Annotated in this window: 20 protein-coding genes; 9 read left to right on the top strand and 11 right to left on the bottom strand. The window is 72.1% G+C overall.

The window, feature by feature from the left end:
* The first annotated feature begins 117 nt into the window (after positions 1 to 117).
* From AB0B90_RS14075 to AB0B90_RS14065, 3 genes are all read left to right on the top strand, one after another.
* Complete coding sequence (locus tag AB0B90_RS14075) at positions 118 to 909, top strand: enoyl-CoA hydratase/isomerase family protein (RefSeq protein ID WP_362922717.1); 792 nt, start codon at positions 118 to 120, stop codon at positions 907 to 909.
* A 310-nt stretch (positions 910 to 1,219) separates the two neighbouring features.
* Complete coding sequence (locus tag AB0B90_RS14070) at positions 1,220 to 3,094, top strand: ABC transporter ATP-binding protein (RefSeq protein WP_362922715.1); 1,875 nt, start codon at positions 1,220 to 1,222, stop codon at positions 3,092 to 3,094.
* A gap of 60 nt (positions 3,095 to 3,154) precedes the next feature.
* Positions 3,155 to 3,523 carry a transposase gene (locus tag AB0B90_RS14065; protein WP_350947717.1) on the top strand — a complete coding sequence of 123 codons (369 nt, stop codon included), beginning with the start codon at positions 3,155 to 3,157 and terminating at the stop codon, positions 3,521 to 3,523.
* 152 nt (positions 3,524 to 3,675) lie between these two features.
* Here the strand turns inward: AB0B90_RS14065 and AB0B90_RS14060 are convergent, their stop codons facing one another.
* On the bottom strand, positions 3,676 to 4,563 hold the full coding sequence (locus AB0B90_RS14060; RefSeq protein ID WP_350947716.1) for a sulfotransferase: 888 nt from the start codon (positions 4,561 to 4,563) through the stop codon (positions 3,676 to 3,678).
* A gap of 30 nt (positions 4,564 to 4,593) precedes the next feature.
* On the opposite strand from AB0B90_RS14060, the gene AB0B90_RS14055 reads away from it, so the two are divergent.
* From AB0B90_RS14055 to AB0B90_RS14045, 3 genes are all read left to right on the top strand, one after another.
* Positions 4,594 to 5,520, top strand: a complete 927-nt coding sequence (locus AB0B90_RS14055; protein WP_350947715.1) for an LD-carboxypeptidase — start codon at positions 4,594 to 4,596, stop codon at positions 5,518 to 5,520.
* 39 nt (positions 5,521 to 5,559) lie between these two features.
* Entirely contained in the window at positions 5,560 to 6,489 is a 930-nt protein-coding gene (locus AB0B90_RS14050; protein ID WP_350947714.1) for a hypothetical protein, read from the top strand.
* Between the two features lie 374 nt (positions 6,490 to 6,863).
* Positions 6,864 to 9,536 (top strand): Hsp70 family protein, encoded by a 2,673-nt coding sequence (locus AB0B90_RS14045; RefSeq protein WP_362922712.1) that lies wholly within the window; start codon positions 6,864 to 6,866, stop codon positions 9,534 to 9,536.
* Positions 9,537 to 9,669: 133 nt separating this feature from the next.
* On the opposite strand, the gene AB0B90_RS14040 is transcribed toward AB0B90_RS14045, so the two are convergent.
* The 5 genes from AB0B90_RS14040 to AB0B90_RS14020 all read right to left on the bottom strand — a co-directional run bounded on the left by AB0B90_RS14040 (position 9,670) and on the right by AB0B90_RS14020 (position 16,561).
* Positions 9,670 to 11,595 (bottom strand): dynamin family protein, encoded by a 1,926-nt coding sequence (locus tag AB0B90_RS14040; RefSeq protein ID WP_362922710.1) that lies wholly within the window; start codon positions 11,593 to 11,595, stop codon positions 9,670 to 9,672.
* 58 nt (positions 11,596 to 11,653) lie between these two features.
* Positions 11,654 to 13,540 (bottom strand): dynamin family protein, encoded by a 1,887-nt coding sequence (locus tag AB0B90_RS14035; protein WP_350947711.1) that lies wholly within the window; start codon positions 13,538 to 13,540, stop codon positions 11,654 to 11,656.
* 181 nt (positions 13,541 to 13,721) lie between these two features.
* Entirely contained in the window at positions 13,722 to 13,976 is a 255-nt protein-coding gene (locus AB0B90_RS14030; RefSeq protein ID WP_350947710.1) for a hypothetical protein, read from the bottom strand.
* Positions 13,977 to 14,146: 170 nt separating this feature from the next.
* Complete coding sequence (locus AB0B90_RS14025) at positions 14,147 to 15,907, bottom strand: glycoside hydrolase family 15 protein (RefSeq protein WP_350947709.1); 1,761 nt, start codon at positions 15,905 to 15,907, stop codon at positions 14,147 to 14,149.
* Positions 15,908 to 15,916: 9 nt separating this feature from the next.
* Positions 15,917 to 16,561, bottom strand: a complete 645-nt coding sequence (locus AB0B90_RS14020) for a hypothetical protein (RefSeq protein ID WP_350947815.1) — start codon at positions 16,559 to 16,561, stop codon at positions 15,917 to 15,919.
* A 75-nt stretch (positions 16,562 to 16,636) separates the two neighbouring features.
* On the opposite strand from AB0B90_RS14020, the gene AB0B90_RS14015 reads away from it, so the two are divergent.
* On the top strand, positions 16,637 to 18,073 hold the full coding sequence (locus AB0B90_RS14015) for a PLP-dependent aminotransferase family protein (protein WP_350947708.1): 1,437 nt from the start codon (positions 16,637 to 16,639) through the stop codon (positions 18,071 to 18,073).
* Positions 18,074 to 18,158: 85 nt separating this feature from the next.
* Here the strand turns inward: AB0B90_RS14015 and AB0B90_RS14010 are convergent, their stop codons facing one another.
* Both AB0B90_RS14010 and AB0B90_RS14005 read right to left on the bottom strand, forming a co-directional pair.
* Positions 18,159 to 18,764 carry a trimeric intracellular cation channel family protein gene (locus AB0B90_RS14010; RefSeq protein WP_350947707.1) on the bottom strand — a complete coding sequence of 202 codons (606 nt, stop codon included), beginning with the start codon at positions 18,762 to 18,764 and terminating at the stop codon, positions 18,159 to 18,161.
* Positions 18,765 to 18,825: 61 nt separating this feature from the next.
* On the bottom strand, positions 18,826 to 20,325 hold the full coding sequence (locus AB0B90_RS14005; RefSeq protein ID WP_350947706.1) for a peptide MFS transporter: 1,500 nt from the start codon (positions 20,323 to 20,325) through the stop codon (positions 18,826 to 18,828).
* Between the two features lie 179 nt (positions 20,326 to 20,504).
* Here AB0B90_RS14005 and AB0B90_RS14000 point away from each other — a divergent pair, with 179 nt between their 5' ends.
* Both AB0B90_RS14000 and AB0B90_RS13995 read left to right on the top strand, forming a co-directional pair.
* On the top strand, positions 20,505 to 22,340 hold the full coding sequence (locus AB0B90_RS14000; protein ID WP_362922707.1) for an AMP-dependent synthetase/ligase: 1,836 nt from the start codon (positions 20,505 to 20,507) through the stop codon (positions 22,338 to 22,340).
* 172 nt (positions 22,341 to 22,512) lie between these two features.
* A complete protein-coding gene (locus AB0B90_RS13995) occupies positions 22,513 to 23,364 on the top strand; it encodes a hypothetical protein (RefSeq protein ID WP_350947704.1) in 852 nt (283 codons plus the stop codon).
* A gap of 33 nt (positions 23,365 to 23,397) precedes the next feature.
* Here the strand turns inward: AB0B90_RS13995 and AB0B90_RS13990 are convergent, their stop codons facing one another.
* Genes AB0B90_RS13990 through AB0B90_RS13980 form a run of 3 tightly spaced genes read right to left on the bottom strand, consistent with a single transcriptional unit; the run spans position 23,398 to position 26,397 of the window.
* On the bottom strand, positions 23,398 to 24,411 hold the full coding sequence (locus AB0B90_RS13990) for an NAD(P)/FAD-dependent oxidoreductase (protein ID WP_350947703.1): 1,014 nt from the start codon (positions 24,409 to 24,411) through the stop codon (positions 23,398 to 23,400).
* Positions 24,408 to 25,076: an isoprenylcysteine carboxyl methyltransferase family protein gene (locus AB0B90_RS13985; protein WP_350947702.1), complete on the bottom strand. Its 669-nt coding sequence runs from the start codon at positions 25,074 to 25,076 to the stop codon at positions 24,408 to 24,410. The genes AB0B90_RS13990 and AB0B90_RS13985 overlap by 4 nt, the downstream gene beginning before the upstream one ends.
* Before the next feature lie 7 nt (positions 25,077 to 25,083).
* A complete protein-coding gene (locus tag AB0B90_RS13980) occupies positions 25,084 to 26,397 on the bottom strand; it encodes a 3-oxoacyl-[acyl-carrier-protein] synthase III C-terminal domain-containing protein (protein WP_362922704.1) in 1,314 nt (437 codons plus the stop codon).
* Between the last annotated feature and the right edge of the window lie 89 nt (positions 26,398 to 26,486).

Raw genomic sequence — 26,486 nt, 5'->3', positions numbered from 1 at the left:
CGCCGTCCCCCACGCTGACGCCGCCCCCGCCCGATCCTGTAGAACCTCATTCTGGGGAATCGATAGGCTCGGGCGAGGCGGATACCGAAGGTGGGAGAACAGGCGATGGTGGAAGCGATGTTCGGGGGGAGTGCGGAGGAGATCTCTCTCGAGGAGGTCGGTCTGCGCTGCGAGGTGGACGGCGAGATCGCGACGATCACGCTGGACCGTCCTGAGAAGCGAAACGCTCAGACGTTCGCTACCTGGTCGGCTCTGGCTCATATCGGTGACGGCCTGCCGCAGCAGGTGAGGGTCGTCGTGATCAGAGGTGAGGGGCCGTCCTTCTCCGCGGGGATCGATCTGAGGATGTTCACACCGGAGGGAGTTCCTGGGCAGGGGTCGTTCGCGTCCTCCGCGACACTCGACGAGGCTTCTTTCGCCGAGCGGGTGGCGTTGGCCCAACGGGGTTTCCTCTGGCTGAGGCGTCCCGACATCGTCTCCGTGGCGGCTGTTCACGGCCACGCGATCGGTGCGGGATTCCAGCTCGCGCTCGCCTGTGACCTGCGGGTCCTGGCGGACGACGCCAAACTGTGCATGAAGGAGCCCGCCCTCGGGCTGGTTCCCGACCTGACCGGCACCAAGCCGCTGGTCGACCTGGTGGGCCTGTCCAGGGCCATCGAGATCTGTCTGACCGCCCGCGTCGTGGGGGCGCGGGAGGCGGCCAGGATCGGCTTGGCGGAGCTGGTCGTCGCGCCCGACGAGCTGACACAGGCCGTGCGCGACCTGACCGACGCGCTGCTGGCGACCGACCGCGACGCCGCGACGGCGACCAAGCGGCTGCTTCAGGGGGCTTCGGGGCGCACGCTGGCCGAACAGAGCGCGGCCGAGGCGCGCGAGCAGGCCAAGCGCGTCAAGGCGCTCTTCGGGTAGGCCGTCCCGCCCAGGGGGGGCCGCGGGCGTCCATCCCACGACGGTTCCCCGTCAGACCGGCGGTGCCCGTCTCGGGCCGAGGGCGCCCACCTCGGACTGTCGGTGCCCGTACCAAGCCGACGGTGCTCGTCCTGGGGGCCGCGACGCCTGTCCCGAACCCGTGGCACCCGTCTTCGACTCGCCGCGCCCGTTCCACGCCGGAGCGCCCGTTCCACGTCGGGGCGCCCGCCGAAGGACGACGGTGTTCGCCCCGAGCTGACAGGGGAATGATCGCGCTTCTCCCGGTGCTCGCATCGGCAGAGGAGGCCGTATGGCGATGATGGGTGGGGGACTCGGTCCCCAGGCGATGTTCTCGTTCCGGCGTGACAGGTCGGTGACCAAGCAGCGTCTGGCACCGGGCACGGTCAGACGCATCGCCCGCTACGCGCGCCCCTTCTCGCGGCACATCTCCGCCTTCCTCGCGCTGGTCGTGGTCGGCTCGGTGATCGTGATCGCCAACCCGCTGCTGATGAAGGCGATCATCGACGACGGCATCATCCCCAAGCGCGAGGGGGTGGTGATCGCCCTCGCAGTGGTCATCGCGGGCCTGGCGGTCGCCGACGGCGCGCTCACCCTGGCCCAGCGCTGGTTCTCCGCGCGAATCGGCGAGGGCCTCATCTACAACCTGCGCACCGAGGTCTTCGACCACGTCCAGCGCATGCCCGTGGCCTTCTTCACCCGCACCCAGACCGGTGCCCTCGTCTCCCGGCTCAACACCGACGTCATCGGCGCCCAGCGCGCGCTGACCAGCACCCTGTCGTCGGTGGTGTCCAACGTGGTCATGCTGGTGCTGGTCCTCGGCGCGATGCTGGTGCTCTCCTGGCAGATCACCCTCGTCGCCCTCGTGCTGTTACCGATCTTCATCTTTCCCGCGAAGTGGGTCGGCAGGAAGATGTCCGGGCTCACCCGCGAGCAGATGGAGCTCGACGCGGAGATGAGCACCATGATGACCGAACGGTTCAACGTCGCCGGGGCCATGGTCGCCAAGCTGTACGGCCGCCCGGCCGACGAGGCCGCCGCCTTCGCGGGCAGGGCGGGGCGGGTGCGTGACGTCGGCGTCACCGTCGGCATGTACGGGACGGTCTTCCGCGTCGCGCTCGGCTTGGTCGCGGCGCTGGCCACCGCCCTGGTCTACGGCGTGGGAGGCGTGCTGGCCGTCTCCGACGTCTTCGAGATCGGCACCCTGGTGGCGCTCGCCGCCCTCCTGATGCGCCTGTACGGCCCCCTGACGAGCCTGTCGAACGTGCACGTGGACGTGATGACCGCGCTGGTGAGCTTCGACCGGGTCTTCGAGGTCCTCGACCTGAAGCCGATGATCGCCGAGAGCCCCGACGCCCGGCCCGTTCCCGCCGGCCCGGCCTCCGTGGAGTTCGACGGCGTCCGGTTCGGATACCCGTCGGCCTCGGAGGTGTCGCTCGCCTCGCTGGAGGCGGTGGCCCGCCCCGACACCGGGCCGGGCCAGGAGGTGCTGCGCGGAGTCACCTTCACCGCCCACCCCGGCGAGATGGTCGCCCTGGTCGGCCCCTCGGGCGCGGGAAAGACCACCATCACGGGTCTGGTCTCGCGCCTCTACGACGTCGGCGAGGGCGCGGTCCGCGTCAACGGCCTGGACGTGCGCGACGCCACCCTGGCCTCTCTGCACGACACCGTGGGGGTCGTCACGCAGGACGCCCACCTGTTCCACGACACCATCGGGGCCAATCTCCGCTACGCCAGGCCGGAGGCGACCGACGAGGAGATCTGGGACGCCCTGCGCGCCGCCCAGATCTCCGACCTGGTCCTCGACCTCCCCGACGGCCTGGAGACCGTGGTCGGCGACCGTGGTCATCGGCTGTCCGGCGGCGAGAAGCAGCGGCTGGCCCTGGCGAGGCTGCTGCTCAAGGCGCCCAGCGTGGTCGTCCTCGACGAGGCCACCGCGCACCTCGACTCCGAGTCCGAGGCCGCGGTCCAGCAGGCGTTGAAGATCGCGCTGGCCGGGCGCACCTCGCTGGTCATCGCCCACCGCCTGTCCACGATCCGCGAGGCGGACCAGATCCTGGTGGTCCAGGACGGTCAGGTGGTCGAGCGGGGCCGCCATGAGGAGCTTCTGGCCATGGGGGCGGTCTACGCCGAGCTCTACCGGACCCAGTTCAGCCACACCTCCTGATGCCCGGCGCCGCGTCGCCGAGTGGATCTTCCGGTACGGATGGTGTTAGATCATAAGAACGTGGACGACCGGTTGAAACGCGATGACCTGACCGACGACGAGTGGGCACGGCTGGCGCCGTTGCTGCCCGCTCACGCCCGGCGGGGAAACCGGTGGGCCGATCACCGCACGATCATCGACGGGGTGTTCTTCCGTAGCAGGACCGGCTGCCCCTGGCGCAAGCTGCCGGAGGCCTACGGCAACTGGAAGACCGTCTACAACCGGCACCGCCGGTGGTCGGTGGACGGCACCTGGGAGACGATCCTGGACACGCTGCGGACCGGCGAGGGTGCCCCGACCTCCGGCACCTGTTCCACGGCCGTCGCGGTCCCCGTACGCCGGCCGGGGGACATCCGGCCCGGCGCGACGTTCGAGATCCCGAACTGGTGACCGCGCCCCGAGGCCCGTGGTAACCGGCCGGACGGCGGCGACGGCAGGGTGCGGCCGTGCCCGGCCGGCGGCGGGAGATGTTCGCCGCCGGAGCGCGCACGACGGCTCCGGCTCGCCCGGCGAGCCGGAGGCGTCCTCGGCCGGCGCCGACGTCAGGATGACGCGTAGCCCAGGCGGGTGAGCTCCTCGCGGGCGACCTTGGACACCAGTTCGGCGTCCTGGCCGCGCAGGCGGGTGCGCCAGACACCGACCTTCGGCACGCTCCTGCCCAGCAGGGCGATCTTCGGGACCCGCGTCTCCAGGAAGTGGCAGAGCCCGTCGAGGGACTCGGCGGGGGAGGAGACCAGATCCTCGTAGCGCAGGGTGAGGATCTGCTCCCGGGGCAGCTCCTGGTGGAGCGAGGCCGACAGCCGCACCGCGCTGCGCCAGCGCAGCGCGCACTTGCCCGCCGTGGGCATCGCCTTCCAGCGCTCGCGGTGCTCGCCGGAGTTGACGCCGAGGAAGGGGTTGGGAAACTCCGTCTCGTCGCTGAGCAGAGCCGGCTTGAACCACCTCAGGGACTCGGGGTCGGCCAGCATGTCGGCGGCCACGTCGCGGCCGTCCCTGATGAGCTGGACGAAGCGGGCGTCGGGGAAGGCCTGCAACAGCACCGAGGCACTGTAGAGCAGGTCGGGGCTCGCGTCTCCGAAGCGGACCACGGAACCCGGGGCCGCGCAGGGGCCCGCCCCGGTCACGCCGCCCGCCTCCCGGCAGGTGGGCGGGCACTCCCCGCAGGCGCCGGGGACGATCTGCCAGGACTCGGCCAGGGCGTCGCGGAGCACGCGGGTCGCGCCCATGCCCCGTCCCGCGATCGAGGGCCGCCGGGCGAAGGCGTAGACGACGTGCGCCACCGCCGCCCGCCCCATGGTGACGTGGAACCCGGGGGAGCGTTTCAGGGCGCGGGCCAGCAGATCCGCGCCGGAGTGCGGGGCGGCGAGCACGAATACCGGCCTGCGGACCTTGATGCCGTTGACCACCAGGATGTGGGGCGGAGGTCGCATATGAAAGCCCAGTGTGGCACCGTTTGCGGAGTGAACGAACCGGCCGCCGGGATACCGGTCCCGCCTCCGCCTCGTCCCGGCGACACGGTGGCGGTGGTGGCCCCGTCCGGACCTCCCGATTCCGAGCGGCTGGCGCGCGGCGTTCGCGTCCTGGAAGGGCTCGGGCTGAAGGTCGTCATCGGCGCCCACACCCTCGACAGGGACCGCTACCTGGCGGGCTCCGACGCCGCCCGCGCCTCCGATCTGCTGGACGCCTGGTGCGATCCCGCGGTGAGCGCGGTGTTCTGCGCCCGCGGCGGTTACGGCGCGACCCGTCTCCTCGGTCACCTCGACTGGGACGCCATGCGGGCCGCCGGTCCCAAGGCGCTCGTCGGCTCCAGCGACATCACCGCCCTGCACAGCGCGTTCGCCGTGGAACTGGGCCTCGCCTCCTGGTTCGGGCCGATGCCGGCCTGCTCCACGATCAGCGACCCCGAGGGGCCCGAGCCGCGCACCTTCGAGAACTTCACGGCCGCGCTCGCCGGAGCCCCGCCGACGATCACCGGCGACCGGGTGATCGTTCCCGGCGACGTCACGGCGCCGGTCACCGGCGGCAACCTCAGCCTGCTGGCCGCGCTCTGCGGCACTCCGTACGCGCTGTCGGCGCGAGGCCGGATCGTCCTGCTGGAGGATGTCGCCGAGGCGCCGTACCGGATCGACAGGATGCTCGTCCAGCTGCTGCAGACCGGGGCACTCGACGGGGCCGCCGGGTTCGTCCTGGGGTCCTGGGTCGGCTGCGGCGACCCCTACCCGGTGCTGGAGGAGCTGCTCGCACCGCTCGGGGTGCCCGTTGTCGCAGGGCTTCCGATAGGGCATGGGGAGCCACAGTTCTCTGTATTGCTCGGGGCACTTGGTGCTATTGATGCAAAATCGTGCTCTCTGGCCTACTCAACAGGGGGCGTCGGCAAGGCACTCTAGGTGCGAACCTAGGAGGAAACCGGCAGAGGGGGCGCACGCGTGAGATTGTTCCGGCGGCACCGTGACCGGCGGACCGAGACGCCGAGGCGTCCGGTCGAAGAGGTCGATCTCGACTCCCTGCTCGCCCTGGTCGCGGACAATCTCGGCTACGCCTGCTCCTTCGACCCCGGCGGCGGGACCCTCACGCTCACCGGCCCGCGCCGGGTCGTGGTGCGCCTGGCCGGGCTGCGCGCCGAGGCTCTCAGGCGCTCCCGCGAGGACTGGCCGGTGATCGTCTCCGCGTACCTGTCGCACACCCTGGCCACGGTGGACGAGCCGTTCGACGCCTGCGACCTGGAGCAGGTACGCCCGCTGCTGCGCACCCGCATCCAGCTCGACGACGACCTGGATCCGGCCCGCGTGGTCGGGCGCCACCTCACCGCCGACCTGGTCGAGGTGCTCACCGTCGGTGACGGCGACGCCGGGCGCCCGGTCCGCCCCGAGGAGGTCGGCTGCTGGCCGATCACCGCGGCCCAGGCCCTCGACCTGGCCCTGGAGAACGCGCGCGGGGACGAGCGGCTCTCGGTCACCGAGGGTGATCTCGGCGGGGTGGCCGTGCGCAGGCTCACCGGTCCCACCGAGGGCGCCGCCGCCCACCTTCGCAGGCTGGGCGACTACCTGCCGGTTCCCTCCGACGGGGTCCTCGTCGCCCTGCCCGACCCGGCGACGCTCATCGTCCACCCGGTCGAGGGCATCGGCGTGGTCCGCGCGATCGAGCGGCTTCGGCTGTTCGCCCAGCGGGAGTTCGACATGCGCGCCGGGGCGCTCAGCCCTCAGGTCTACTGGTGGCACGCCGGCCGTCTCTCCCTGATCAGAGCCGACCTGGTCAGTCAGGACGGGCAGACCCGGCTGGTGGTCGCGCCCCCGCCGGACTTCGCCCGCGTCATCGCCGCCCTGGCCGTCCGCCCCGACGGCGGCATCGGCGGCTGATCCCCGCGAAGACGGTCACCCGCGCCCGGCCCTTCGCGTTCCGGGGCCCTCTCGCGCCGCGGCGAACCGTGCGGGAGACTCGCGCCGCGGCGAACCGTGCGGGAGACGGAACCGGCGCGGTCGCGAGAGGATGGGGACGCGACCGCCCCGCCTTTCCGGTCCCCGAACGTTTCCTTTCGTGCTCCGACCGTCGTCGCCGGATGCGGAATGATGGGTTCTGGATCTACGAACGCCGTCGGAACGCCGGTGTCGGGACGCGGAGACCCCGGGGTTGTCCGGTCCGCGCGGCGTGAACCCCCTCGCGCCGCTTGACCGCGACGTGAGGGGAGAGTCTCCGGTCGATCCGGCCGGGGAGGAGTTCAAAAGGAGTGGACATGGCGCAGTGGTGCCTCGGTGTCGATCTGGGGACGAGTTTCTCCGCCGGGGTGATAGCGGCGGAAGGACGCTTCGACGTCCTGGAAGTCGAGGGAGAGCGGCGCATTCCCTCCGCGGTCATGCTGGACGAGCGGGGGACGCTCGTGGCGGGCAGGGTCGCCCAGCGGGGCATCGCGACCAATCCCGAGCGTGTCGAGCGCAACCCGAAGCGCTATGTCGGCCGGAAGCGGATGTTGCTCGGAGGCGTCCCGGTGGACGTGGCCGACGCCCTCGCGGCGCTGCTCGAACCGTTCGTCAGTGAGGGGCGTCGGCGGTTCGACGGCGCCGACCCCGACTGCATCGCGCTCACCCACCCGGTGGCCTGGGGCGCCGACCGCAAGGCGGTGCTGCTGGCGGCGGCGAGGAAGGTCGTGAGCGGGGTGCGGATCGCGCTCATCGACGAGCCCGTGGCCTCGGCCCGATACTTCGCGTCCGCGGGGCGGGCGGTCGGCGGGTCGCGGCTCGCCGTCTACGACCTGGGCGGCGGCACGTTCGACGCGGCCGTCCTCACTGTGGACGGCGGTGACTTCGCGGTCGTCGGCGAGCCGGGGGGCAGTGACGAGATCGGCGGCGAGGGTTTCGACGAGCAGGTCTTCGCGTTCCTCGGCGCCCAGATCGAGCGGATCGACGCCGACTGGTGGCAGCAGGTGACGACCAACCCCGAGCGTCGCTACGTCAGCTACGCCGCCGACCTGCTCAAGATGGCGAGGGAGGCGAAGGAGACGCTGTCGAAGTTCGACACCTCCTCCCACTACGTGGTGGGCATCAACGAGGACGTGCACATCACCAGGGCCGACCTGGAGGATCTCATCGGCGAGGACATCCGCAGGACGGTGGACGTCCTCGACGAGACGATCCGCGGCGCCGGGGTCGAGATGGACGAGCTGGCCGCGGTGTTCATGACCGGCGGGCCCAGCAGGATGCCGCTGGTCCAGAAGGCCGTGCGTGAGCGCTTCGGCGAGCGGGTCAGGACCTACGACGACCCGAAGATCGTGGTCGCGTACGGCGCCGCGCAGCTGGCCTGGAAGCTCAAGGTCGAACACCGCGAGCCGGGCAAGGGCTCCGCTCCCGCCACCGGCGGTCATCCGGTCTCGCCCGCCACCGGCGGTCATCCGGTCCCTCCCGGTGCCGGGCGGCTCTCCGGCGCGGGGCAGCGGTCCTTCCCCGGCCAGGTGGCGGATTCCCCGGTCCTCGCGGGTGGCGCCGCCCTCGGGGCCGGGGGCGATCTGCCTGGGACGTCGGTCGCCGCCCCGGCCGCGGCGCAGCGGGCCTTCACCGGCCCGGCGAGCGGTGCCACCGGGGACCACCGGGTGCTCGCCGGCCCCGGGGGCAGCGCCACCGGCGGCCACCGGGCCGTCACCGGCTCGGCCGCGGGCACGGGGGGCACGCTGGGCGGGCCCACCGTCCAGGGGATCGAGAAGGTCATGGACGCCGTGCTCGAGGCGCGGGCGGAGGCGGGCCGGGTCTTCGTCCACCAGGCGTTCGAGAGCGGCCACCTGCTGCGCAGGCTCGACGGTGCCGGGGGCCGCCACGACAGGGAGTTCCGCTTCGGCAGGCTCGTGGAGTGGGCCGCGTCCGGTGAAGGTGTCGTGGCCGTGGAACAGGTGGGGCCCGCGCAGGTGCTGGTCCGCACCCTCACCCCCGACCTGGCCGTTCGCGCCACCCACCCGGCACAGATGTGGGACGACCCGACCGTGATCGTTCACGGCCGTACGGCGTGGGTCTTCTTCAACTCCCGGCAGCCCGTCCCGGTCGACGCCACGATGGGTCTGCCCTGGGGGGAGACCGGCAGCCTGGCCGTGATCGAGCTCGACCTGGGCGGGACCTTCGCGTTCCAGGCCCCCCAGCCGCGCGAGCTGGGCCCGTACGCCCAGTGGTTCCTCAACGAGGACAACAGGCTGCGCCGGCTGCTCGACCAGGAGGCACCCAGCGGCAGCGAGCCGTCGCCCTCGGTGGGCGCGCCGGGCTGCACCGTGGTGCTCGGGCAGTTCAGCAGCAACAAGCCGATGTTCCAGAACAGGCACCAGGACTTCAGGCCGTGGCAGGTGCTGTGCCTGGTCGACCCCGGCGGTGTCGTGCGCCCGACGGTGCGCGAGCCGGGGCGGAGCTGGCTGCATCAAGTGGTCCTGCACCGGGGCAGGTGGTTCACCTCCGGCTCGGCGGGGCTGGAGGCCGACACCGCCGACGGCAGGACCAGGCTGATCATGCCGCGGCCCCGGGGTGGCGCGCTGCGCTGGTTCCCGGCGGGCGATCAGATCTACGCGGTCGGCACCGACCAGGTGAGCCCCGCGAGGGGATGGTCGGTCGGGATCTTCGACCAGCGCTCCCAGACGCTGGAGTTCCTGATGGGCAAGCAGTCGGCGACCCTGGCCGGCCACCTCACCTCGCGGCATCGCTGGGAGCGCCCCAGGTTCGTCGCCGACGGCGACTCGATGTGGATGACCATGCTGGACGCGGGGCGCAGCAGGCTGCTGCACATCACCCCGGCGGGGGCGCGGGAGGTGCACCGCACGCCGGGGGTGTTCGAGCCGGTCGCCCGGGTTCCCACCGGCCTGCTCTGCCTGCACCGCCCCGCCGACGCGACCGGCGCCACCCGCGACCAGCCCGCCACCCTGGTGCACCTGCCGCTCTGATCGTTCGCGGCCCCCGGCCGGACGGGACGAAGACCGCCGCGGCGGCGTCGCCCGTCGTTCCGGCGGCCACCGGAACGACGGACGGACGGCGGGACGATCCCCGGCCGCGATCACGCGACCGGGAGATGCCCGGTCAGGTCGCGGCGGGCACCGGCCGTTCCGCGCCCAGGGCGGCCACCGCGGTGGCCAGTTCCTTGCGGAGCTCCTCGCCACGCTTGGTGAGGGTGCCGATCGCGGCGATGCGATCCTCGCCCGACTTGCGAGCCTTGAGGCGCTCGGCGGCCGAGCGGGCGGAGGCGGACTTCAGCTCGGCCCGCCTGGTCTCCAGCTCCCTGCGGCGCCGTGCCAGGCTCTCGTCCGCGGTCTGCTCGACGCCCACCCGCCAGGTCGCCACCATCCGCTCCAGGTCGAGCGTCATCTCCCTGGCGACCACCGAGAACTGGTCGCGCAGCGCTCCCCTGATCGCCGCCTGGCTGCGCTGCACCTTCTCCATCGAGCGCCGCCCCATGAAGATGGCAGCCCCGATGGCCGGGGCGACGAGGATGAAGCCCACCGGGCCGAGCAGGGCCGTGGCGAATCCGCCCAGGGACAACCCGATCGAGGCCGAGGGCAGCACGTCGCGGACCAGATCCACGCTGCCGGGGTCGTCCGCGGCGAGATCGCCCCTGACCTGGACCTGCGACAGGCTGGGCATCGCGCGCCCGTCGGTGGCCAGGTCGACCGGGTCGAGGCCGAGATCGCGGGCGAAGGCGTCCAGCGTGGTCCTGGACAGCTTCTCCACGTCGTAGACGATCTGCGACCACGCCGCCTCCAGCGAGCGCTGCACGCTTTCCGGTAGTTCCGCCATGTACTGGTCGATCTGGGCCTGCTTTTTCAGCGTGGCGATCGTGTTCTCGTACGGCTGGCGGATCTCGGACACCCGCGCCGCCACGATGCCCGCCACCTCGCGCCCGAGGAAGGTGTTGGCCACCGCGCCCGCCCTGCGGCGCCCCGCCAGTTCGGCGAGCTCCGCCAGGCCGGCGTCCACCTCGGCGAGCCGGGCCGTGACGTCGCCCTCGTCGTCGGAGCCCGCGGCGACGTCGTCCTTCGCGCCGGTCGCGAGCGAGGCCAGCACCGACAGCGCGGCGGCGACCACCGTGGCGCCCCGCGCGGAGTCCCTGCCCTCGGCGAAGCCGCGCAGGTACCGCTCCAGCACGTCCATGCCACTGCGCGCCCGCAGCGTGTCGGCGCGCTCGGTGCGTCCCTCACGCCGCTTGGCCTCCGCGGCCTCGGCGAGCTTGGCGCTCACCGGGATCCACGGCGCCTCCAGGAGCGGGGCGAGCGTCGCCGCCCTGCGGGGGTCCGCCGCGATCGCCTCGGTGACGAAGGTCGCGAGGCGGGTCTTGTTCTCCTCCTGCAGAGCGCGCCAGTTGGCCGAGTCCTCCACCTTCGTCAGGACGAACGCGATCGCCTGGACCCGTTCGGCGGCCTCGGCGAGGAACTCCAGCTCGTGCCTGAGCACCGGCTGGTCCTGCGCGCTGAGCGTGAACAACAGCGCGTCGGCCCGTTGCAGCATGGCCACCGTCACCTGCCGGTGGCCCACCGTCAGGCTGTCCACGCCGGGGGTGTCGAGCAGCCGCAGACCGTCGAGCAGCGGGTTGTCGAGGGTGATGTCGACACTGACGACGTCGCGACGCTTGCCCGCGTCGCCGCGCATCGAGGCGTAGTCGGGGATCGACTCGATGGTGATCGGCATCTCGACCGGCCCCGCGTCGGTGCCGCGGTGCACGACGGCGGCGAGCCGGGGGCCACGCCGCAGCGACAGGAAGCAGTTGGTGGCGACGTCGGCGTCGACGGGCAGCAGGTCGGGGTGGGACACCAGCGTGTTGAGCAGCCGGCTCTTGCCGCGCTTCTGTGCCCCGGCGACCACGATGTCGGTGCACTCGTCCTTCCATCGGCCCGCGCACGCGGCCAGCACCTCCGCGAGGTCCTTCCTGCCGCACTGCCCGGCCAGCGCGTGGACCTCGTTGGCGTAGCGCAGCAACCTGGCCACGGGGCCTGCCGGGTCGGGGGTCGTCATGGTCGTGCTCTCCTGTCGGGGATGGTCGGGTGTCGCGGGGGATGGGCCGGGGCCGTACTCAGGAACCGTCGCCGTAGTGCGACCAGATGGTCTCGTACGCCTCGCACAGCGTCTCGGCCGCCCGCCGCTGCCGCAGGGAGAGCGGCCGGTGGGTGAGGGTGCGGAACCGGGCACTGAGGGCGGCGGCGTACCCCGCGACCTCGGCGCGCGGTGCCCCGGGCGGCGCCCCGAGCTGGGTGGCCAGCTCGGATCCGGAAAGGAGGAGTTCCAGGGCCCGCCGGTCGTCGGCGGGGACCATCGGGGAGGCCCGCAGCGCCTCGATCGCGGCGGGGTCCACCCGGACCACCGGGAGCGGTTCGCCGCCCCCGGCACTCGCGGAGGACGCCCGCCCGTCCCGCGCGGCCCCGTTCGACGCCTCCTCCAGAGCCGCCTCCTGTAGAGCCACCTCGTCCAGCGCCGCCGAGACGAGATCCTCCAGGACGGTCAGCACGTCCCTGGCCCGGTGCCCGCCGGTCCTGCCCTCGCTCATCATGGCGAGGGTGCGCCAGCGCATCGCCGCCGCCGTGGCCGCGGCGGCGATCTCCGCGGCCGGGGCTCCCGCGGGCAGGCCCAGCTGTTCGGCGGGGTCGTCGTGGCGGGCGAGGCGCAGGAGCTCGGCGGTCATCTCCTCGTTCAGCACGAGCGCGCCGCGGCCGAGCGCCTCGGCGGCGGTGAAGATCCGCAGGCCGCCCAGGGAGGTCGCGATCGGCCGGTTCTCGTCGAGCTGGGCCGCCAGCGCGTCCAGGGTGGCGCGGTCGGCCCCCATCGCGGGTGTGCGGGCGATCGCGCGAAGCCGGGTGAGCGCGTCGAGTGCCTTCAGCTGGTCGGCGCGGCGGGCGAAGTGGGCGATGCCCGCGGCCACCGAGCCGGTCGCGGCCCGGCCGGCGGAGGAGTAGCCCGAGCGCTCCAGCAGGTGGGCGGAGAGCGCCTCGGGGGCGGCGGACCCGGTCGCGCGCACCGCGTCCACCGCGCTGGTGATGCCGTAGCGGTGCAGCCGCTCCACCAGCCGGTGCCGCACCTCGGCCGGTACGGGCAGTTCGGGCGCCGAGCGGAAGTCGTCCAGGTCCAGGAGGTAGTCCTCCAGGTCGTCCTCGTCGAGCCCGGCCAGCGCCGTGAGGGCCTCGGTCTCCTCGGCACCGAGCGGGCGGGCCCGCGCGGTCTCGGCGAGCAGGCCGATCACCGGGACCACGTCGAAGACGGAGGTGCGCAGGTCCGCGTACCCCTTGGCGGCCAGCCGCCTCGCGGTCGGCCACGGGTCGTCCTCGTCGCCGCGCCGGTCGATCTGGCCGAGCACGGCGAGGGTGTTGACACAACTCATTCCGCAGGCGTCGGTGAGCCCGCGGAACTCGGCGAGGGTGGTGTCGTCGAACTTCTGGACGTAACGCAGCACGTAGATCATCGCCTGCGCGCGGTCGTCCTCGTCTCCCGAGCCGAACAGCATGCTTCTGGCCGCCCGTTCGTTGGCGGCCGTCACCGTGTTCATACCGGGGGTGTCGACGATGGTGATCGTGCGCAGCGACGGCAGGTTCAGGGTGACCCGCAGGCGTCGGATCCCGGCCACGTCGACGCCGAACTCGGAGGGGAGCCGGTGCCCCGGCAGCAGCCGGGAGTGGGCCACTCCGCCGTCGGTGAGTTCGATCGTGATGTGCCCGTCGTCCTCGCCGTACTCGTACTGGGTGACCACGAAGGTGCACTCACCGGCGTCCACCGGGGCGACGGGCAGCCCGAGCAGCGCGTTCACCAGCGTCGACTTGCCGCTGCTCACCGCGCCCGCCACCGCGACCCGCAGCGGCGCGTCGAGGCCGGCGCGCACCTGCCCCACCCGCTCGCGCAGCTCGGCGCCGGAAAGCCTGGCCGAGGTGGTGTCGCACAGGCGGCGCAGCAGGTCCGCCGGTCCGGTGTTCACACCTCACCGTCCCGGCCGCCCGGCGTGTTCCCGCTCTCGGCGGGTGTCGCCCGGACCGGGAACGGGGGAGGGAACGCGGGTCGCGTCCTCATCGCAAGCCTTCCTCGTCGGCCCGCCCGTGTGACCCGGATCCGGGTCCCCTCTCGGTGAGATCACACGGGCTCGTGCCGTTCTCTTTCGGTCAGACGGTCGGGAAGGGGCCCACGGTCTCGGTGTAGTCGGCGACCCCGTCGCCGTCCAGGTCGACGCGGGTCTCGTCGATGTAGCCGTCACCGTCGTGGTCGAGGTAGACGACATCGGTGACGCCGTCACCGTCGATGTCGTAGCGCTCCTCGTCGGCGAGACCGTCACCGTCGACGTCGATCAGCTGGGCGTCGGTGCTCCCGTCGCCGTCGTAGTCGACCAGATCGGTGGTGGTCACGTCGAAATCGCTCATTGGTTCGTTCCTTTCCGGTGGTGTTACATCGGGTGAGAGTCACGATCGCACCGGATTGTTGCAGCCCGATCCCAGATTTCTTAGCAAATTTCCGAAAAGTCGGCTGTCCGTCACGACTTATTCGGAACAAAAGGGATGAATTGGGATGAAAGGGCTTGAGGGGTGTCGGCTCAGCTGAGCGCGCGGGCCGCGTGGATCAGCGGAACATGGCTGAACGCCTGCGGGAAGTTGCCGACCATCCGGCCGTATCGGGGGTCGTACTCCTCGGCGAGCAGGCCGACGTCGTTGCGCAGTGCCAGCAGGCGTTCGAACAACTCGACGGCCTCGTCCTTGCGGCCGATCATCGCCAGGGCCTCGGCCAGCCAGAAGCTGCACGCCAGGAACGCGCCCTCACCGCCGGGCAGGCCGTCCACGTCGTTGTCGGGGGAGACCGGGTAGCGCAGCACGAAGCCGTCGACCATCAGCTCGCGCTGGATCGCCTCCACCGTCCCGACCACGCGGGGGTCCTCAGGGGGCAGGAAGCCGACGATCGGGATGAGCAGCAGGGCCGCGTCCAGCTCCTGCGAGCCGTACGACTGGGTGAAGGTGCGGCGCACCGGATCGAAGCCCTTGTCGCAGATCTCGGCGTGGATGCGGTCGCGCAGTTCCTTCCAGCGCGCCAGCGGGGCGGACTTGCCGAAGGACTCCACCTGCTTGATCGCCCTGTCGACGGCGACCCAGCACATGACCTTGGAGTGGACGAAGTGCCTGCGCGGGCCGCGGACCTCCCACAGCCCCTCGTCCGCGTCCTCCCAGTGCTTCTCGACGTAGGCGATCAGCTCGTACTGGAGGGTCCACGCCCGATGATCCGCCTCAAGGCCCGAGATGCGGGACAGGTGCAGGGAGTTCATCACCTCGCCGTAGACGTCCAGCTGGAGCTGGTCGACCGCGCCGTTGCCGATCCTGACCGGCCGGGAGTTCTCGTAGCCGGGCAGCCAGTCGAGCTCCTGCTCCGTCAGCCTGCGCTCCCCCGCGACGCCGTACATGATCTGCAGGTCCTGGGCGCGGCCCGCGATGGCCCGCAGCAACCAGGACCGCCACGCGCCCGCCTCCTCCAGGTATCCGGCGCCGATCAGGGCGTCCAGGGTCATGGTGGCGTCGCGCAGCCAGCAGTAGCGGTAGTCCCAGTTGCGTACGCCGCCGAGGTCCTCGGGCAGCGAGGTGGTCGGGGCGGCGACGATGCCGCCGGTGGGGGCGTACGTGAGCGCCTTGAGCGTGATGAGCGAGCGGACCACGGCCTCGCGCCACGGCCCCTGGTAGGTGCACCCCTCGACCCACTCGGCCCACAGCGAATCGGTCTCGGCCAGTTGCTCGTACGGGTCGATCTCGACGGGCCTGGGCTCGTGCGAGGGGTGCCAGGTGAAGACGAACGCCATGCTGTCGCCCTCGGAGACCTCGAACTTCGCCCGGTGGGCGTAGTCGCCGCCCTCCAGCGGGACGGGGGAGTGCAGCCACACGGAGTCGGGTCCGCCGATGGCCTGCAGGAGGCCGTCGCTGCGGCGCACCCAGGGCACGATGCGGCCGTAGTCGAAGCGGACGCGGATCTCGGTGGCCATCCGCACCGTCCCGGACACGCCCTCCACGATCCTCACCAGGTCGGGGTTGGTGTGCCGGGTGGGCATGAAATCGGTCACCCTGACCGTGCCGTCCGGGGTGTCCCACTCGCTCTCCAGGATGAGGGACTCGCCCCGGTAGCGGCGCCGGGTCGCGCGCGGCCGCTCGGCGTGCGCGGGACCGATCCACCACTGGCCGTTCTCCCTGTCGCCGAGCAGCGCCCCGAAGCAGGAGGGCGAGTCGAAGCGCGGCAGGCACAGCCAGTCGATGGAGCCGTTCCGGCCGACCAGGGCCGCCGACTGCATGTCGCCGATGAGAGCGTAGTCCTCAATCCACATGCCTCGACGCTAATGCCTCCGCGCGGTCCGTGGCGGCCTCCGGAGAAACCGGGCGCCAGGCCGCGTCCTGGGCATGAAGAACTGGGTCAGCGGCCCGATGGCGAGGGCGAAGACCAGCGTGCCCACCCCCACGGTCCCGCCGAGCAGCCAGCCCGCCACCAGCACGGTGACCTCGATGACGGTGCGCGCCAGGCGGATGGACAGGCCGAGGCGGTTCAGTCCGGTCATCAGGCCGTCGCGTGGCCCGGGGCCGAGCCCGGCGCCGATGTAGAGGCCGGTCGCCGCGCCGGTGGCCACGACGGCGAGCAGGAGGTAGGTCCAGCGCACGGCGAGCGCGTCCGGGGTCGGTAGCAGCCACATGGCCGCGTCGGCGAACAGCCCGAGGAAGACGACGTTGCTGAGGGTGCCCACGCCCGGTCTCTGCCGCAGCGGGATCCACAGCAGCATGACCAGGGCGCCCACGATGATGATCCAGGTGCCGATCGAGAAGCCCATGTGGATGGAGAGCCCCTGGTGGAAGACGTCCCAGGGGCTGCCGCCCAGCCGCGACTCGATCTGCAGGCCGACACCGACGCCGTAGAGGGCGAGGCCCGTGTACAGGCGGGTGAGCCGGTTGGGAAGGGAGGCGACGGTGGACAGGGAGAGTTCGCTCATGATGGCGTTAATCGTCCAGTCCACGTGGCTGGATTGAAAGGGCCAATTTCGAGAAGTGGTTTTATGATGGCCGCCATGGACCGGTATCTCAGCGGTACCCAGCTCGCCCGCCTCCTCGCGATCGACCCCGCGGCCAGGCCGTACTACCGGGTCCTGGCCAGGACCGTGCGGTCGCTGGTCCTCGACGGGCGACTGCCCGTGCGGGTGCGCATGCCCGCCGAGCGGCACCTCGCCGAGGCCCTGGGCGTCAGCCGCACCACCGTGACCTCGGCCTACGACCTGCTCCGCGAGCAGGGATACCTGGAGAGCAGGCAGGGGGCGGGGAGCTGGACCGCGCTGCCCGACGCGGGTTCGCTGGGCGCCGACAACCCGTGGATCGCCGCCGTGGACGACGGGCTGCTGCCGCTGCACGCCGCGGCCCCGAGCGCGATCTCGTCGCTGCCCGACGCGATCGCCGCCGCCGCCGGCCAGTATCCCCGCTACACGCTCGGCATGGGCTACGACCCGGTCGGGATCGCTCCGCTGCGCCAGGCGATCGCGGCCCGCTACACCGCGCGGGGGGTGGCCACCCGGCCCGAGCAGATCCTCGTCACCACCGGCGCCCAGCAGGCCATCCACCTGGTGACCGCGATGCTGCTCTCGCCGGGAGACCCGGTGTTGCTGGAGTCGCCCACCTACCCGCACGTCATCGGCCTGGCCAGGATGCGCGGCGCCAGGATCGTCCCGGTCGGCGTGCCGGACGAGGGCTGGCGTGACCTGGACCTGCTGACCTGCGCGATGCGCCAGTCGGCCGCCCGCCTCGTGTACGTCATCCCCGACTTCCAGAACCCGACCGGGCATCTGATGGACGACACCGCGCGGGCGGCCCTGGCCGCCGCGGCGAGGCGGTACGGCACCACCCTGGTGGTCGACGAGAGCTGGGGCGAGCTCGCGATCGACGAGGGGCCCAAGGTCACGCCGCTGGCCGCTTTCGACACCGACGGCAGAGTGATCACCATCGGCTCGGCGTCCAAGCTGTGGTGGGGCGGGTTGCGCATCGGCTGGATCCGCACCACCGCCGCCACGGTCCGTCACCTGGCGATGCTCCGCGCCTCCGTGGACATCGCGAGCCCTCTCTTCGAGCAACTGGTGGTGGCCGGATTGTTCGAGGACATCGAGGAGGCCAGGACCGAGCGGGCCCGTCTCCTCGGCGCCTCCAGGGACGTCCTGGCGGCGGAGCTGGCGGCGCACATGCCCGACTGGAGCTTCACGTTGCCCGCGGGTGGCGGCTCCATCTGGGTGCGGCTCTCCGGCCCCACGGCCACCGCGCTCGCCGACGCGGCCGCCTGCCAGGGGGTTCGTCTCGCCCCCGGCCGGTGGTTCGGCGTGGACGGCACCCTGGAGGGGAGACTCCGCCTCCCCTTCACCCACCCACCTCAGGTCCTCGTCGAGGCGGTGCGGCGCATCGCCGAGGCCAGGATCAGGGGCGCGTACGGCACCCGGCCCGCCGAGCCTCTCACTCCCGCTCTGTGAACGGGCCCTGTGAACGGCCCTGTGAATCCCCGCGAGGCGGCGAGTGGGCCGGCGGGGCACTCTGCGGCAGGGCGGGGCGCGCGGCTCACTCCGAGGTGACGCCCCTGGCCAGCGGGGCCCGCAGTTTCAGCCGCATGGCCGCGATCCGCAGCCCGAAGGCGAGGAGCGCGGCGGACAGCGTGGCCGGCCAGCCGTGCAGGGCGAGGGTGTAGAGCGACGCCATCAGTGCCGACCCGAGCATGGCGGGCACCGCGTACAACTGGCGGTCGTACAGCAGGGTGGGGATCTGCCCGGCGAGAATGTCGCGCAGGATGCCGCCGCCGACCGCGGTGGTGACCCCGAGCAGGACGGCGTGCAGCGGGGTGAGGCCGAAGTACATCGCCTTCTCGGTGCCGACCGCGCAGAACAGGCCGAGTCCCGCGGCGTCGAAGACGTTCACCGCGGGCATCACCCGCTCGACGTGCGGATGCCAGAAGAACACGATCACCGTGGCCACCAGGGGGACGACCACGTAGCCGACACTGGAGAAGGCCGCGGGCCGTACGTTCAGGATCAGGTCGCGCAGGATCCCGCCGCCCAGCGCGGTGATCTCGGCCAGCACGGCCATGCCCACCACGTCGAGCCGCCTGCGTACACCGACGAGGGCGCCCGAGAGGGCGAAGACGAAGATCCCGACGAGATCGAGCACCATATTCACAGATAAATCATCCCATGACCGGACATATGGGCTTTCCGTGGGATCGAAGGGGCCATCAGCGTGGCGGAGCCGTGCTCGGCGTCCGATGCTCGCGCATCATCGCATGCAGCCTGCCGGCGAACGCGAACAGCGCCAGCGACGCCACGATGGAGATCGTGGCGAGGGTGAGGAAGTACGCGGGCTCCGACATGTGGTTCCTCAGCCGCCCCGTCTGCCCGCCCACCGCGTCGCCCACCGAGAAGGAGAGGAACCACAGCCCGAGCATCTGGCTCTTGAACGCCTCGGGGGCGAGCTTGGTGGTGACCGAGAGCCCGACCGGGCTCAGCGCCAGTTCCCCGAAGACCTGGACGAGGTAGACCAGCACCAGCCACCACACCGAGATCCTCCCGGTCTGGGCCAGCATGGCGGCGAGAGCCATGATCATGAAGCTGAGGCCGTTGATGAGAAGTCCCAGGGAGAACTTGTGGGGAGCGGTCACCCGGTCTCCCAGCCGGACCCAGAGCGCCGCGAAGACCGGCACGAAGATCATGATGAACAACGGGTTGAACGCCTGGGTGGTCGCCGGGGTGATCGACAGGCCGAAGAGCGACAGGTCCGTGTTGTTCTGGGCGAAGAACAGCAGCACGGACGGGGCCAGATCGTAGATCATCCAGAAGACGGCGGCGGCGGCGAAGAGCCAGACGTAGGCCTTCATCCGGGAGCGCTCGTCGTCGGTCAGGTTGTGGCTGCCCAGCAGGATGTAGCCGAAGTAGAGGACCGGCACGGCCACGATGAGCAGCGTCATCACCAGGGCGAAGGTGTCGAGGCTGAAGGTGCCCGAGGCCACCCACGCGGCCAGGGCGCCCCCTGCCACGAGGGCGGCCACGACGAGGGCGAGGGCGAAGTGCCGGCGCTCGCGCGAGGTCAGCCGGTGGCCGGGCCGCTCGCCCACGCCCATGAGGTGGCGCGCGCCCAGCACGTACTGGGTCAGGCCCAGGGCCATCCCGACCGCCGCCGCGCCGAAACCCAGATGCCAGCGGTCGCCCGTGGCGAGCCGGCCGACGACGATGGGGGCGACGAAGGCGCCGATGTTGATGCCGAGGTAGAAGATCGAGAAGCCCGCGTCCCTGCGCGCGTCGTCGTTCGGGGGGTAGAGCTTGCCGACCATCGTGGAGATGTTGGGCTTCAGCAACCCCGTCCCGGCGATGATGAGGAGCAGGCCGAGCGCGACGAAGACGCCACCGCTGACCGGGACGGCCATGCTGATGTGGCCGAACATGATGACGACGCCGCCCCACAGCACCGCCCTGCGGGCGCCGAGTATCCGGTCGGCGATCCACCCCCCGGGCAGGGCGACGAGATAGATGAGGGCGCCGTAGATGCCGATGATCGCCTGGGCGGTCTGCTGGGTCAGCCCGAGGCCGCCCGTGGCGGGGGAGGCGGCCATGAAGGTGGCGAGGATGGCCCGCAGGCCGTACCAGCTGAAGCGCTCCCACATCTCGGTGCCGAACAGCGTGGCGAGGCCGCGCGGGTGCCCGAAGAAGGTCTTCTCGCGAACTCGTCTCCCCGATGGCATGCGTCCCCCCGAACGTCATCGCGTGATCAGAGGCTAACTCTACGTACATCCCCTGTCCGTGCGGGAAAGACGGCGGTGCGACGGGGCGTTTCTTCTTTCTCGCAGGGGTTGTCCGAGGGGAACGGCGTGTGGTGCGATGCATGCCACTCGTGCAAGTGAACACTTTCAGGAGGCACGTCATGGCCGGTGTCCTTGAGGAGCGTGCGGCGATCGAGCGGGAGATCGCGGGCCGTACGGTCTGCGATCAGTTGAAGGAGGCGGCCGAGAGCAACCCCGACGCGCCGGCGTACTCCGACCCGGTGGAGGGGGGCTGGTCCACCCTGACATACTCCCAGGCCAGGCAGCGGGTCCTGGAGATCGCGGCCGGTTTCGCCGCCCTCGGGCTGGAGCCCGGCGAGGCGGTCGCGCTCATGATGGTCAACCGCAGCGAGCACGTGCTGGCGGACCTGGGCGCGGTGCACGCCGGTGGGGTGTCCTGCTCGGTCTACTCGACCTTCGCCCCGGAGCAGGTGGCCTTCGTGGCCGGTGACGTCGGGGCGAGGATCGCGGTGCTCGGCGGACCGGCCGACCTGGCCAGGTGGGAGCCGGTCCTGGACGAACTCCCCGGGCTGCGCAGGGTCATCGTGCTGGAGGGCGCCCCGGCCGGCGACCGCTTCCTCTCCTGGGACGACTTCCTCGCCCTCGGCCGCGAGACGCTCGCCGCCGACCCCGAGGCCGTCGACGCCCGCTGGCGGGCGGTGACCGCCGACGACGTTCTCACCGTCCTGTACACCTCGGGCACCACCGGCAACCCCAAGGGCGTGCCGCTCACCCACTCCAACGTGTTCTTCGAGGTCGTGGCCACCACCCGGATGGCCGACCTGCCCAACAACGGCACCCAGATCTCCTACCTCACCTACGCGCACATCGCCGAGCGGGTGCTCAGCCTCTACCTGCCGCTCTTCAAGTTCTCCCACACCCACTTCTGCACCGACCTCACCCAGCTCGGTGCCACCCTCGGCCAGGTCAAGCCGGTGCTGTTCTTCGGCGTGCCACGCGTGTGGGAGAAGATGATGGCCCGCCTGCAGGCACTGCTGGCGACCCAGCCGGAGGAGCAGCAGGAGGGCGTGCGCGGGGCGATGGCCGCCGGGCTCGCCTACGTCGAGGCCAACCAGTACGGGCGCACCCCCTCGCCCGAGGTCCTGGCCGCCTACGAGCAGGCCGACGCCGCCCTGCTCTCGATCATCCGGTCGATGATCGGTTTCGACAACGCGGGCTGGCTCGCCACCGCGGCCGCGCCCATGCCGCTGGAGGTCCAGCGCTTCTTCGCCGGTCTCGGCCTGCGGATACTGGACGTGTACGGCATGACCGAGACGACCGGCGCGTTCACCGCGAACGCCCCCGAGCGCTTCAAGCTCGGCACGGTCGGGCAGGCGGGTCCCGGCGTCGAGGTCAGGATCGCCGAGGACGGTGAGATCATCACCCGCAGCCCGGCCAACACCCGCGGCTACCTCGGGCGCCCCGAGGCCACCGCCGAACTCCTCGACGAGGACGGCTGGCTGCACACCGGAGACGTGGGCTCCATCGACGAGGACGGCTTCGTCAGCATCGTCGACCGCAAGAAGGAGCTCATCATCACCTCCGGGGGTGAGAACATCTCCCCGGCCAACATCGAGAACCACCTCAAGGAGCACCCGCTCATCGGCCAGGCCCTCGCCTACGGCGACGGCAGGCCGTACCCGGTGGCGATCCTCACCCTCGACGGCGAGGTGGCCCCGGGCTGGGCGCAGGCCAACGGCATCTCGTTCACCACCCTGGCCGACCTCGCCGAGCACCCCGACGTCCTCAAGGCCGTCGAGGGCGCGATCGCCGCAGCCAACGAGAAGCTGGCCCGCGTCCAGCAGGTCAAGCGCTGGCGCCTGCTGCCGGTGGAGTGGACGGCCGAGAGCGCGGAGCTCACCCCGAGCCTGAAGCTCAAGCGCCGCGTCATCCACTCCAGGTACGCGGAGATCATCGACGGCATGTACGAGAGCTGATCGCGGGTCGTCCACGAGCCGCCCGGCGCCCGCCGTCGCCGGGCGCCGGGCACCCTCCCTCCCGGGCGCGGGGCTCTGCAGGAAAACGGTCACGGCGGCCGGTCCCCGCTTTGCCCAACGGGGCGTGTGTCCTCTACCTGTTTGTTACCGGCGGCCTCCTAGCGTCCTGATCATGACGATGAGAGTTCTTCTCGCCTCCCTGGCGGCCGGAGCAGCGACCCTGCCGGTACCGGCAGGAGCCCCGGCCGTCGAGGACCTGACGATCCGCTCGGTGACCCTGCGCCCCGCGACCCCGGTGGTCGGGCCCGCCGACTCCGTGCGCATGGTGATAGAGGTGGTGGCCCGGGGGGTCACCGGCCCCGAGGGGGTGAGGATCAAGGTCGAGCCCGGCGCGCCTCCCGCCTCGGCGCACACCTCCTTCCCCGTCACCGCGTCCCGCCCGGGGACGCCCGCGCGGCCGGGGCCCGGCCGGGGCCCTGCCCTCGCGCCCGGTCCGGTGCCCGGCCCGGCCTCCTCCGCCCGCCTCGCCCCCGGCGCGGCCGGGGCGACGAGCCAAGAGGGCGGCTCCCGCCCGGGAACGGGCTGGGAGACCTGGCGGTTCGCCCCGGAGAGGAGCCTGAACCGCTGGTACCCGGCGGGACCCTGGACGGTCTCGGTGACCGCCAAAGGCGCGGACGGCGCCGAGGTGACCGGGCACACGGGCTTCCTGCTGAAACGCCTGACCAGGTTCGGCGGGGTCGAGGCCGTCAGAGAGGGTTCGGGCGTACGGGTGACGGGCGTGCTGAACAGGGTCGATCCCCAGGGGGACCTCGACTACGCGCCCTTCCCCGGCCAGCCCGTGGAGATCCTGCACCGGCCGGGGGAGAAGGCCCAATGGAAGAAGGTGGCCGGTGCCACGACCGACTCCCGGGGACATTTCACCAGGGCCGTGGGCGATCGCACGGGTGGTGAATGGCGGATCCGCTTCCAGGGCACGAACCACTACGCCCCGAGGCTGGGCATCGTCCACCAGGTCTCGCGCTAGGGGTGTCTCCCGTAGGCGCCGCACCGGTGAGGGTCAGGCCAGGGCGTGCACCGCCGCACCGAACAGGGAGGGCATCCGCCGGGCGGCCGGGACGATGAGCCGTCCCGCCGTCCGGTACCTGCGGGTGCCCACCAGCGCCCCGGTGAGCAGCCGGTGGCGCCGGGACAGCCGCAACCAGGCGGCCTCGTACGATCCGGGGGTGCCGGCCCGCAGGCAGTCCACCAGCAACCGCGCGGACGTCAGCGCGAGCGACACCCCCTCCCCGGTGAGCGCGTCGACGTAGCCGGCCGCGTCGCCGACGAGCAGCACCCGCCCGGCCACCCGGGCGCGTACCCGCTGGCGGAGCGGCCCGGCCCCGCGCACCGGGGTCGCCGCCGGTCCCCGCAGTCGTTCCAGAAGTGCGGGGAAGTCCGCCAGGTGCTCCGGGTAGCCGCGCCGCCGCGAGCTCAGCACGGCGACGCCCACCAGGTTCTCGCCCACCGGCGTCACGTACGCCTCGCCGTCCGCCGCCCAGTGGACCTCGACGAAGTCCGTCCACGGCGCGACCGGGTAGTGCCGCCGCAGCCCGTACCTGCGCGGCCCGCGTCCCGGCAGCTCCAGCCCGAGCAGGGCGCGCAACGGGGAGTGCAGGCCGTCCGCGGCCACCAGCCATCGGGCACGCAGGCCCGCGGCCTCGACCCCGTCGCCGTCCTGCCGTACGCCGTCCACCTTGCCGGGCACGACCTGCACGCCCAGCTCCCGCGCACGCAGGGCCAGAGCGGCGTGCAGCGCGGTCCGCCGCACGCCCAGGCCGGACCCGTCGCGGAACGCCGCCTCCACCTCGTGCCGCCGGTCCAGGTAGCGGATGCCGCGCAGCGGCCTGCCCTCGACCCGAACTCCCAGCGACCCCAGGGCGGCGGTCCCGCTGGGCATCAGCCCCTCACCGCACGCCTTGTCCACCGGGACGGCGCGGGGCTCGACGACGACCGCCTCCATCCCCGCCATGGCGGCGTGGATGGCGGTGGCGAGACCGGCCGGGCCTCCGCCCGCGATCAGGACGTCGATCACGTCGGTGTCCCGCCGGCGCCCGGCGGAGCGTCGGTGACCGGCGCGTCCTTCGACGGCCGGGTCACCGCCCCGGTGGACGGCGCGGTGGACAGCGCGGTGGCCGGTGCGGTGGACGACGTCGTGACGGGTGGCGCCGCGGCGAGTGAGGCCAGGGCGTCGTTCTCGCAGCGGATCCGCACCACCATCAGCGCGGCGTTGAGCACGGTGAACACCAGCGCGGTGACCCACGCGCTGTGCACCAGTGGCAGCGCGGCGCCCTCGACGGCGACCGCGACGTAGTTGGGATGGCGCAGCCACCGCAGCCGGTAGGGGCCGCGCTCCACGAGCGTCAGGCCGGGCACGACGATGACCTGGGTGTTCCACTGCGGGCCCAGGGAGGTGATGCACCACCAGCGCAGGCCCTGCGCCGCGACCACCAGGACGACCATCGGCCAGCCGAGAGCGGGCACGAAGGGCCGGTCGGCGAGGCCCGCCTCCAACAGGCATCCGGCGAGCAGGCCGGTGTGCAGGACGACCATCCACGGGTAGTGTCCCTGCCCGGACATCACCCCGCCGCGCGCCATGCTCCAGCGCGCGTTGCGGCGGGCGACGACCAGCTCGGCGACGCGCTCCAGGCCGACGAGCAGCACGAGCAGTGGATACCAGGACGACAGATGCCAGGACATCGGGCTCCTACCAGCGCAGCAGTACGAGTTCTGAGCAGAAGCCGGGCCCCATCGCGAGGAGGAGCCCCGGCGTGCCCGGCGGCGGTGGCCGCAGGGCGAGCGTATCCCGCAGGACGTGCAGGACGGAGGACGAGGACAGGTTCCCGATCGCGGCGAGCGAGCGCCAGGTGAGGTCCAGCGCGTCCTCGGGAAGCCGCAGCGTCTCCGCCACCGCCTCCAGGACCTTCGGGCCGCCCGGGTGGCAGACCCACGCCGTCACGTCCTCGACCCGCAGGCCGTGGTCGCGCAGGAAGCCGTGCACGTCGTCCGCCAGATAGGTGCGCACCACGTCGGGGACGCTCGCGTCGAGCACCACCCGAAAGCCGGTGTCGCCGACGTGCCAGCCCATCACGTGCTCGGAATCGGGATACAGGTGGCTGCGCGAGGCCACCACCGTCGGTCCCGCCATCGCGACCGGCGCCTCGGGAACTCCGTACGAACCGGCAGGCTCGGGGAGCAGCCGGTGCGTCACGGGGGAGGACCTCACGAATCCCGAGACGGATCCCGAGGACGCCGACGGGATGGAAGGGCTGGACAGGGGGAGCCTGTGGTGCGGGGCGGGTGCGCTGTTCGGCGGAGATGACCCGGCGGGCCCGGCGGGCCGCGTCGTCGCGGACGCGCCGCCCGCCCCGGTGGCGCGGGAGGTCGCGGACGGCCCGGAACGCCGTGGCCGCCACCCGTCTCCGCAGGCCACCACGGCCGTCGCCCCGTCGCCGAACAGGGCGCTCGCGACCATGTTGGCGATGGAGTCGTCACCGCGCTGCAGGGTGAGGGAGCACAGCTCGACCGAGAGCAGCACCGCCAGGTGGTCCGGCCAGCCGCGCAGGTAGTCGTGGAGGCGGGCGACACCCGCGGCTCCCGCGACACAGCCCAGGCCGAAGACCGGCATCCGCTTGACGTCCGGGCGCAGCCCGAGCCGTCCGGCCAGCCGGGCGTCCACCGAGGGCGCCGCGACACCGGTCACCGAGGTGAAGAGAATCATGTCCACGTCCTCGGGGGCGGCCCCCGCGTCCTCCAGCGCCCCGCCCACCGCCTCGGCGCCCAGTTCCACGGCCGTCTCCACGAACGCGTCGTTGGCCGCACCGAAGCCGTCCAGCTTGGCGTACCGTTCGAGCGGCAGCGTCAGGTGCCGTGACTCCACCCGCGCGGAGGCGTGCAGCCTGTCGAGCAGCCGTCGGCTGGCCCCCTCGGGAAGGCACGCTCGCGCGAACGCGTCGGTGATCTCTGACTGGGAGTGGCGGTTCGGCGGGAGCGCACCGCGGACAGCGATGATTCGCGTCATTTATTGACCCCCGGCTCGCGAACAGCGGACACCTCCCTCTTGCCCACCTGCTGTGTACTGCATGCGTCACGAAGTCCTCTGTGCCCGTT

Source organism: Streptosporangium sp. NPDC049078, from assembly GCF_040648855.1.
GTDB lineage: Bacteria > Actinomycetota > Actinomycetes > Streptosporangiales > Streptosporangiaceae > Streptosporangium.
Note: the sequence above shows the minus strand (reverse complement) of the source record. Positions and strands in the feature narration are given on the sequence as shown.